The 7215-nt window shown below is 52.0% G+C and carries 7 protein-coding genes and 1 pseudogene; 7 read left to right on the top strand and 1 reads right to left on the bottom strand.

All coding sequences use genetic code 11. The annotated features are described in order from the left end of the window. From AC1DUO_RS22680 to AC1DUO_RS22655, 6 genes and pseudogenes are all read left to right on the top strand, one after another. The coding region (locus tag AC1DUO_RS22680; protein WP_477988859.1) for a hemagglutinin repeat-containing protein at positions 1-3123 on the top strand (3123 nt) is incomplete at its 5' end. A 9-nt stretch (positions 3124-3132) separates the two neighbouring features. After that, positions 3133-3528 carry a hypothetical protein gene (locus AC1DUO_RS22675; protein WP_112151910.1) on the top strand — a complete coding sequence of 132 codons (396 nt, stop codon included), beginning with the start codon at positions 3133-3135 and terminating at the stop codon, positions 3526-3528. A 223-nt stretch (positions 3529-3751) separates the two neighbouring features. Next, positions 3752-3875: pseudogene (locus tag AC1DUO_RS22670) on the top strand (VENN motif pre-toxin domain-containing protein); the annotation flags it as partial. A gap of 50 nt (positions 3876-3925) precedes the next feature. Then, on the top strand, positions 3926-4294 hold the full coding sequence (locus AC1DUO_RS22665; RefSeq protein ID WP_223510312.1) for a VENN motif pre-toxin domain-containing protein: 369 nt from the start codon (positions 3926-3928) through the stop codon (positions 4292-4294). Between the two features lie 111 nt (positions 4295-4405). After that, positions 4406-5530, top strand: a complete 1125-nt coding sequence (locus tag AC1DUO_RS22660; RefSeq protein ID WP_276524757.1) for a hypothetical protein — start codon at positions 4406-4408, stop codon at positions 5528-5530. Further along, positions 5530-5964: a hypothetical protein gene (locus AC1DUO_RS22655; RefSeq protein ID WP_013575348.1), complete on the top strand. Its 435-nt coding sequence runs from the start codon at positions 5530-5532 to the stop codon at positions 5962-5964. The genes AC1DUO_RS22660 and AC1DUO_RS22655 overlap by 1 nt, the downstream gene beginning before the upstream one ends. Here the strand turns inward: AC1DUO_RS22655 and AC1DUO_RS22650 are convergent. Beyond that, positions 5955-6503 (bottom strand): RNA 2'-phosphotransferase, encoded by a 549-nt coding sequence (locus tag AC1DUO_RS22650; protein WP_013575349.1) that lies wholly within the window; start codon positions 6501-6503, stop codon positions 5955-5957. The two genes, AC1DUO_RS22655 and AC1DUO_RS22650, sit on opposite strands and share 10 nt — an antisense overlap. Before the next feature lie 247 nt (positions 6504-6750). Between AC1DUO_RS22650 and AC1DUO_RS22645 the strand changes: the two genes are divergently transcribed. Beyond that, positions 6751-7215: hemagglutinin repeat-containing protein (locus AC1DUO_RS22645; RefSeq protein WP_477988856.1), on the top strand; the 465-nt coding region annotated here is incomplete at its 3' end.

Below are 7215 nucleotides of genomic sequence, written 5' to 3'. Positions count from 1 at the left end.
CAGACCAGCACCTACAGCGAAACCCACGGCAGTAAAAGCGTGAGTATCCGCGAGAATGTGGGGCAGGAAGGGACAGCGGTGGTCAGCGGCGTAAGCACCAGCATTGCCGCCGGGCGTGACATTACGACACAGGCCGCGCAAGTACAGGCCACCGGCGACCTGGCCCTGAACGCCGGGCGGGATGTGAATATCACCACCGCACAGGAAAGCCAGTACAGCTACGACGAAAAAACCAAAACCAAAAAACACCTGTTCTCCGGCACGACCACGCATACCGTTGCAGAGGACTATGCCACCACAGAGAAAGCCTCGCAGCTGAGTGGCGACAAGGTGTCAATTGTTGCCGGGCAAGACCTGACGGTGAAGGGCTCGTCCGTGGTGGGTGACGGGGATGTGACGCTGAAAGCGGGGAAAAATGTCAATATCCTTGCAGCCACCGATACCAGTTCCAGCTACCGCCTGAGCGAGACTAAAAAAAGCGGGCTGATGGGCACGGGAGGTTTTGGTGTAACCATCGGCAGCGCACAATCGCGACATCAGCTCAATGAAGAGGGTACCACTCAGAGTCAGAGTGTCAGCACTATTGGTTCAACCGGCGGTAACGCAAATATTATCGCGGGTGAAAAAGCACATATCAGCGGCGCGGATGTGATTGCCGATAAAAACCTGAACGTTGTCGCGGGCGAAATTGTGGTTGACCCCGGTAACGATCTGTTGAGACGTAAAGAGAGTTACGAACAGAAAAAGAGCGGTCTGACATTGTCAGTGTCCAGCCCGGTGACCGATGCCATTCTTGCAGCGAACAGCACACTCAAACGAAGTGGGGAGGTCAGCGACGAACGGCTGAAAACGCTGTATGCCGTGCAGGCGGCAGATAACGCATGGATAGCTGTCGCGGGTGCCTCTTCCATGGCGACTGATGTAGCCCAGGGCAATCTGAACGCCGTGAAGGTGGAACTCAGCGTAGGTTCGAGTAAAAGCTCATCTGAATCCAGTTCTACACAAAATCAGGTACGCGGCAGCACCCTCAGCGCAGGCGGAAATACCACGCTGGTGGCTACGGGTAACAAAGGTACCAGCGGTGATCTTCATATCAGCGGCAGCGGTGTGACAGGCAATAATGTCACTCTTGTGGCGCAGAATGATCTGCTGCTGGATGCCGCATCGAACAACACCGAGCAAACCAGTAAGAATAACAGCAGCGGCTGGAATGTCGGTGTGCATATATCGCTGGGTCAGGAGACGGGAATTGGCGTGTCGGCCAGCGGTTACCAGTCAAAAGGAACGGCTGACGGTAAGAGTACCGAATATGTTAATACGCGGGTCAACGCCAGTGATGGGCTTAGCCTGAGCAGCGGACGGGATACGGTTATTTCCGGTGCGCAGGTGTTGGGTGAAAAAATCACTGCTGAGGTGGGTCGCGACCTGACGATAACCAGCCTGCAGGATACTGACGAGTACCACAGCCAGCAGAAAAGCGTGAGTGGCGGCGCCAGTTTCACTTTCGGGTCAATGACCGGTTCAGCCTCACTGAGTATTAATAAGAGCAAAACCGACAGCGACTACGCAAGCGTTGGTGAGCAAAGCGGGTTGTTTGCCGGGGATAAAGGGTTCGATATTACGGTAGGCAACCATACCCAACTGGGTGGTGCAGTCATAGCGAGCACTGCAACAGCCGATAAGAACCTGCTTGATACCGGTTCGTTGGGTTGGAGCGATATCAATAACGAAGCGCAGTACAGTGCCAGTAGCCAGGGGCTTGCCGGTGGCTTTTCATCGGAAAAAAATAATAAAGGCGAGCGGGTTAACGGCGGCGGCGTTGTCCCTGTTATTGGTGTTAAGAGCAGCGGTGACGCTTCAGGTACAACGCAATCGGCCATTGCTGCGGGCAGTATCGTCATCCGAGACAGTGAGAAGCAGACGCAGGATATTGCAGGGCTAAGCCGCGATACCGACAACGCCAATGGTCATATCGATAAGATTTTCGATGAGAAGAAAATTGCCGAGCAACAGGAACTGGCGGCGGTGTTCGTGCAGATGGCGAACTCAGCTGCCGGTGATCTTGGTGAGGCGATGGGCTGGGGACCGAATAGCCCCGAAAAAGCCGCGATCCACGGTGTGATAGGTGCAATCCAGGCGAGTTTCGGCGGCGGCAATGCGCTGGCCGGCGGGTTGGCCGGGATGAGCAGCGAAGCGTTTAGTCAGATGGTCGATACTTATCTGAGTAACAACACACAACTGGACCGCAATGAAAGAGGGGCTATCACCCAGTGGGCCGCCACGTTAAGTGGTAGTGCAATTGGCGGAATTATTGGCGGAACGACCGGTGCACAGTCCGGTGCAGCCGTCTCACTGGATGCTGAACGCTATAACCGCCAGTTACACCCGGATGAACGAGCTGAAATCAAAAAGCTGGCAGGCGGAGACGAAGAGAAAGAGCAGCGACTGTTAGCTGAAGCCTGTCGCCGGGTAGATTGCGCGGCTGAGTTTGCGCTGGGTTCAGAGCAACGGGCCTATTATGAAGCGCTGGTAAAAAATCAGGCCGCGACGCCAGAAGAGCGTAAAGCGCTGGACAGCTACTGGGTTACACAATTTAAAGAAAGTTACGGTAACTATCCGGGTTATGCAGGGACGGAAGACAAGCAACTGTTCCAGTACGGCGAAGCGGATAAGCTCAACGACAGCCAGCAGTTTGTACGTAATCAGTATGTGGTTGAACTGAGTAATAAGCTGGGTGTTGAGGTTGAGACAGCGCGTCAAATGACCGAAGGGATGTCGCTGGCTATGCTGGTTGTGGCGGCGAAGAACGGGAAGAGTTTACCGGGTAGGGGGGCTAATAGTTCCGTTAGTGGCCTGAATCTGAATAAGTCGCTGGCAAGTGAGGCTCAGTTGGCTGAGCTATCCAGAAGTGGAGGGACTTCAGTGGCTGGTCATGGATCTGGTGCCGTGCTGAAAGACTCTGCCCGTTTAGTTGCAGAATATGGTGGAAAAACAGCCGACTGGAGTAAAGTTAGTAGTCAAAGCTACAAAGCTGTTGATGGTACTGTTTTCGAAATCCATGCTTACCGTAATGCGGCTACAGGCCAAGTTGTTGAGCCAAAAACGATAGCGATAAAAAAATAGTGGGACGTTATGAAAGTAAAATGCCTTGCGACTAACCTAACAGCACAACAGAAGACAGTGCTCGGCTTAATGGATAATCAAGATCCTCAGTATCCATATATTGTTGGGCAAACTTATACGGTTTTGGCTATAAGTAGCAAAATTGGTGTTAATGCGGGAACATTGCTGCAATTACAAAAAATACCAATGGATTATATTATATCGGTTCCCTTATGCATTTTTGAAATCGTTGATAACCGTCCATCGCAATACTGGAAGATCCAAAAGCGTAGTGAATACGAAATATCACTTTGGCCGGAGGAGTTTTATCAGGAGTACTTCCATGACGATCTAAGTGACGGAGTCCCAGAAGTCGTTGAAATCTACAAACGCGTTGTTGAACGATTAGAAAAAGAGTTTGATTAATCAATAATCCCGGCTCACTTCTGAGCCGGGATATTTTTACGTGTCACTCAGCAGCTCGGATCACCAGTTGCCCGCGTTCTACAGCAATGGTAACCAGAGTATCAGTCCCAAATGTAAGTATCCCAGTCAGTTACCCTTCAGGTGCAGGCCGTCCGTGCGGCTATAACACGTGGCCATTTTAGTGGCGCGTTGCTCATGAAGAACTCTGGCATAACGCACCCTTACTCAACTTAACGGCGCTGTGATTGCCTCGACGGAACAGCCTCAATATCGGCACGCTGGGCTGGACAGATATCCAGAATGAAGCGGATTACAAGGCCCGCAGTGTGGGGATTTCTGCCAGCGGGAAAACGGGAAGGTTATCAGCGGAGCACTTGCCGGGCTCACCGGAGGCGATATGGGGCAGGCGCTGGCGGGCGGGCTGGCACCTTATCTGTCTCAGGAGGTAAAAAAAGTCACGGGGGACAGCGCTGTCGCTAACACTGTTGGGCATGCGCTGGCCGGGGCTGTGACAGCCTATATTCAGGGTGGCTCAGTGACGGGCGGCGCAGCAGGCGGTGCTGCGGGAGAATTAGCTGCGAAAATCATCATCAGTGCATTTTACCCCAATACCAAACCAGAAGATCTGACGGAGGATCAGAAGGCAAATGTCAGCGCATTAAGTACATTAGCTGCCGGTCTGGCGGGTGGTGTGGCCGGGAATTCGTCATTGGCAGGCGTGCAAGGGGCGATATCCGTGATAAAGAGGGCAAGACCGATCAAATAAATCAGATGATCCCGCCGCTCCCGACGATGGCGTTTAGTAGCGGTAATGCCAGTGGTACGCCCCGCTCTGCTGTAGGTAAGTGGTAGTGCAATTGACGGAATTATTGGCGGAATGACCGGTGCACAGTCCGGCGCAGCCGTCTCACTGGATGCTGAACGCTATAACCGCCAGTTACACCCGGATGAAGTAGCCCGGATCCAGCAATTGTCCGGTGGGGATAAAGATAAAGAAGCGCGTCTGAAAGCGGCGGCCTGTGCGTTGGTGAAATGTTCCGCTGAGTTTGCGGAAGGTTCTCCGGATTATGTGAAAGCGCAGGCGCTGGAGCAGTTAGGTAACAGTGATGCGTATGCCAGTGAGCGTACAGTACTGGCATCACAGAGCGGTAACCAGCTGATCTACGCAATGGGCAGCTATGCCAGCGCCAGTTTGCCGATGTTCGGGTATTCGGTTAGTGATCAAACCGGGGATGCGCTATCCCACTACGGTGTGGGGACGCGTTTAGGTGGCCTGACGCAATTTACCGCCGGGGAACTCCAGGCGGTGGGTGGGGCAGCAATATGCACGACCACCGCGGGTGTAGCTTGCCTGGCAGGCGGTTATCTGGCAGCCTCAGGGATAGATACGGCTAATGCAGGCTTTAACACCTTCCTGTCTGGTGTCAACCAGAAAACCAGCGGTGCGTATTTGCTGGAAGGGTTGGGAGTCTCTCCACAGTACTCGGAAGGGATTTACGGCCTGACGCAGGTGGGCGCGGCGGGGATTGGCGGAGTAGGAAAAGCGACGTCAGTTACTGCCGATGTGGGTGCAAAAGGCGCTGGCAGTGTCACATTCCATGCGGCGGATGATATTCGGTTCTCGCAAAATAGCTTTTCATTCAATAAAACTGACCGAGACACGGGTAAAAATTACACATACGACGATTTGGTACAAAGCATGCGGACTAATGGTTGGAAAGGTGATCCAGTTGACGTCGTTAAAATGCCTGATGGCAAGCTGACTAGCATGGATAACACTCGAATTGCCGCGGCCAGAGAGGCGGGGATCGACGTTAAAGCTAGCGTCCGTGGATTTGATGATCCATTGACGCCAGCTATTCAAGAGGCTAGAGGGTGGCAGAATTTTAATACTTGGGGTGAGGCCATTACTGGTCGTATAAACAAACAGTCAGGGGGGTTTTCTACTTCTAATCCTTACGGTTCAACAGAACCACCACGTATTTCTGGAGGTGCTAAATAATGAAGCCTTTTTTGTACGACCTTCCAATTTTACCCAATAGTTTTGAATTCCCTGTTGATTATTTAGATGTGGTTTTAGCTGATGAGTTTTTAGATATAGAGCCTTGGCGGCTTCTATCGAAAGATATGGCGACATCTCTTTTTTATTACAGCTCGATGCTTTTGAAGTTTTCGGGGGCTGCCCTGGTTCCCTTTGCAATTATTCAAGATGAGTCAGGGCTGTATAATGATGGCTGGGTTGTTCTTGCTTGTTTTGATGGGGGAGGTAAGGATGGCACTACGGGTGTCCGGATTTATGATTATTCAAAACCGAAGTTAAGTCCTTGGGATAATTTGTCTTATTCTGGTTTCTCTGAATGGTTTAGTGCTGCCAAAGAAGAGTCTTCCCGCTATAAAGCCGAGCAAGTCGAAGACAAAGACAATGGCTATTCCTGATATATGAAAAAATTGGGGACATGGTTCGTTAACCATACGCCATTCTCAGCCTGAAAAAAGTTGAATCCCTGTTGGTGCATCCGCAGGGCTTCAACTTTTAGCACCGCAGGCTTTCCATATCGCTGTCCGACAGCTACGGCTGTGGTTATGTCTTGTGATAGATGCACATGGTGACGTGAACCTGCAATCAATCCTTGCTGAAGAATAGATTCAAGAAAGCGTGTTGCAGTGCCATGGTAGAGGAATTCTGGCGGTTTTTTCTCCATATGTTGAAGGTTCACGTCTGGTGTTGAATGTCCCTGAACTGCACGAATACGCTGGCCATCTTCGGAGAGAGTAAAACGTTTCTTATCACTGCTATTTACTACTGTCTGAATTATTGCCTGATCAAGTACGCGGCCTTCTTTCGCCGCGCCGAGAATCAAAGAATTGATATCTGCCCAGCCTTCTACATCAAGTTGCAATCCGATGGTGTCAGGTTTATGACGTAAAATATAACTTAGAAATTTACTTATTTCGTTAAGCATCTTGCTGTCCATGATTGCCCTAATTATGTTTGCCATGGGTGTGATGCCTGAGATATTAGCACACCCAAAACACGTCTCTTCCACGTTTTGTAATGCACACTGAATAGACGTCCCTGCCCATAATTCTGCATAATCCCAACATCCAAATTAAATCTTCAAACTCCGTCAGACGTTGACTTTAAAAAACATCGCTGGCGCACTCAAAATCCTGCTGAACGAATGGCCTTCGAGATCTGTCGGAGACCACGCAGGCAGCGCCGTGACCGCCAAAGGCGACGCCACGCTGGCGGCAGTTAATGACATCAACCTCAACACGATGGACAAGAGCAGCCATCAGACCAGCGGCAAAAATCAGGCTGACAGCAACAACGCCACCCGCACGGTGGTGAGCAGCGGCGGCGACCTGACGCTGAGCGCCGGGCGCGACCTTAACTCGCAGGCGGCGCAACTCACCGCCGACCTCAACGCCTCACTCAGCGCCGGTCGCGACGTCAACCTGAACGCGCAGCAGACCAGCACCTACAGCGAAACCCACGGCAGTAAAAGCGTGAGTATCCGCGAGAATGTGGGGCAGGAAGGGACAGCGGTGGTCAGCGGCGTAAGCACCAGCATTGCCGCCGGGCGTGACATTACGACACAGGCCGCGCAAGTACAGGCCACCGGCGACCTGGCCCTGAACGCCGGGCGGGATGTGAATATCACCACCGCACAGGAAAGCCAGTAC

Source organism: Rahnella sp. P4_A8 (assembly GCF_056402435.1).
The sequence above is the reverse complement of the archived record's forward strand: the minus strand, read 5'-3'. Positions and strand labels throughout refer to the sequence as shown.

Excerpts from the sequence above, each read along its gene's own strand:
- AC1DUO_RS22650 (WP_013575349.1), bottom strand. The coding sequence starts at position 6,503 with ATGGACAGCAAGATGCTTAACGAAATAAGTAAATTTCTAAGTTATATT.
- AC1DUO_RS22675 (WP_112151910.1), top strand. The coding sequence starts at position 3,133 with ATGAAAGTAAAATGCCTTGCGACTAACCTAACAGCACAACAGAAGACA.
- AC1DUO_RS22655 (WP_013575348.1), top strand. The coding sequence starts at position 5,530 with ATGAAGCCTTTTTTGTACGACCTTCCAATTTTACCCAATAGTTTTGAA.
- AC1DUO_RS22660 (WP_276524757.1), top strand. The coding sequence starts at position 4,406 with ATGACCGGTGCACAGTCCGGCGCAGCCGTCTCACTGGATGCTGAACGC.
- AC1DUO_RS22665 (WP_223510312.1), top strand. The coding sequence starts at position 3,926 with ATGGGGCAGGCGCTGGCGGGCGGGCTGGCACCTTATCTGTCTCAGGAG.